General features: G+C 38.6%; 1 protein-coding gene. It reads right to left on the bottom strand.

The window, feature by feature from the left end; all coding sequences use genetic code 11:
• Positions 1-336: 336 nt before the first annotated feature.
• Positions 337-1,617, bottom strand: a complete 1,281-nt coding sequence (locus V7024_RS16215) for an L-cysteine desulfidase family protein (RefSeq protein ID WP_335521762.1) — start codon at positions 1,615-1,617, stop codon at positions 337-339.
• Positions 1,618-1,955: the final 338 nt, after the last annotated feature.

The raw sequence follows: 1,955 nt of genomic DNA, 5'->3' as shown, positions 1-1,955 counted from the left end.
ATTCTAGTCGCTGGAGCTGGACAATGCTTTTGCCGAATTTTGAGGTGGGAGTATTACTGCCCAAAAATAGCGGGATAAAAAACGGAACCCCTGCCTCTTTATATACTTTCGCATATTTACTCTGGGCAGCTTCTGACAGATACGCCTTCATAATGGGGCACCTGACATGATACGTTTCGCTTTCGCGGCTGCGCTCATACCAGCTGCTACTCCACCGATGGATTGATCGGATAATACAATTTCAAATGAAATGTTTGCTGTATGATTATGGTTTATTCAGTAGGATGTACATGGATTCTACTGATTACTAATAACATCCACGGTGATACATCACTACTATTTCCTTTTATTAATCATCATCTCTAGCATGATCTTATCCATATCTGATGAACCCTCATTTCCTAATCGGCAAAAGTTCTCAATTGTTTTATCAACATCTGCTTCGATAAATCCATCTGTGGCAGAGATACACATTCCTTGTGAGGCTAACAGTGCAGATTGTACAGCTGCACTTGAACAAGTTGCTACTTTCATCGCACATCCTGCTTTTGCTCCATCACAAATCATTCCTGTCACATTTCCAAGTGTATTTTGGATTGCATACTTTATCTTTTCAATACCTCCACCTAATAAATACGTAATAGCAGCTGATGCACTTGCACCAGCAACTGTTACACCGCAAAGTGCAGACAAACGTCCAAACTGATTTTTAATATAAATCGCTAATAAATGACTTAACGTAACAGCACGAATTAGCTCTTCTTCCGAAGCATTTAATTTCTCACCTGCGGCTACTACAGGCATCGTTACGGCAATCCCTTGATTACCACTTCCTGAGTTAGCCATTACTGGCATTGTCGAACCGGCCATACGTGCATCTGAACCAGCAGCCGCTAATGCCATCGCATGAGTTGTTAAATCATCTGATAAAATTCCCTTCAATACATTTGCCTTTAATGTTTTTCCAACTTGTAAGCCATATTCATTCGACAAACCATCTAGTGCCACATTACGATTCAGTTCAATACTCTTTTTTACAAGTGCCAATTCCTTTACATCTACAGTCATAGCAAATTCATATATTTCTGGAATCGTTAGTTCATCACGTTCTTCTTCAGAAGTGGAAAATTGTGTATTTCCACATCCATTCTTATAAACAAGCTCCCCATTCGCCTCTACTAATGCGATAAATGTGTGATTATCCTGAATAATAGCCCTTGCATATCCCTCGTCTGTCGTCAACTTCACTTCAATGTATAGCTTTTTAGACGTATCTGCTAATTCTACAGACACTTTCCCCGCCTCTACTAAAGAGATTGCTTGTTCCTCATCTTCTTCTGAGATTCCGGCTAACACTTCTAAATCTTTTTTGCTATCTCCTGCCAACACCCCTAAAGCAGCAACAAAGTCAATTCCAGTAGCCTTCATCCCTGGTATACCAACCGCCATTGCATTTTTAATGACATTTGTACTTGCAAGTACTTCGATTGACTGTATGTCGCCCTTCATATAATCTCTTGCAGTAGCTGCAGTTAACGCAATCGACACTGGCTCTGTACACCCTAAAGCAACGACTAATTCTTTCTCTAACACACGTAACATACTATTCTTGTTCACAAATTGCCCCCCTGTCTTTCAACTATCCATCATGTGAAATGATGAGCAAGTTTTCGCAAAAAATTAATTGTTTTCACCTTTAATCTTCTGTAAATCACGGTATATAGTTGGCTCAGATGTTTTTAACATCTTCATCCTTCATTACTCCTATGCCCCCTGTATTAAATTACATTAATAATAAATTATCATAATAATTTATTACTATAATTTAATAGTATAATAATATGTAAGCGATTACAAAGTATTTTTGACCCTTTTAACATTTTTTTCTATCCCTAGATATTTGCATTGCAAGCAAGCCTTCAAGGGGTACGAAAACGATTCAAGGAATGAGGGAC

Origin of the sequence: Bacillus sp. JJ864, assembly GCF_036963045.1 — a bacterium.
GTDB classification, from domain to species: Bacteria; Bacillota; Bacilli; order Bacillales; family Bacillaceae_G; genus Bacillus_A; species Bacillus_A pseudomycoides_C.
Note: the sequence above shows the minus strand (reverse complement) of the source record. Positions and strands in the feature narration are given on the sequence as shown.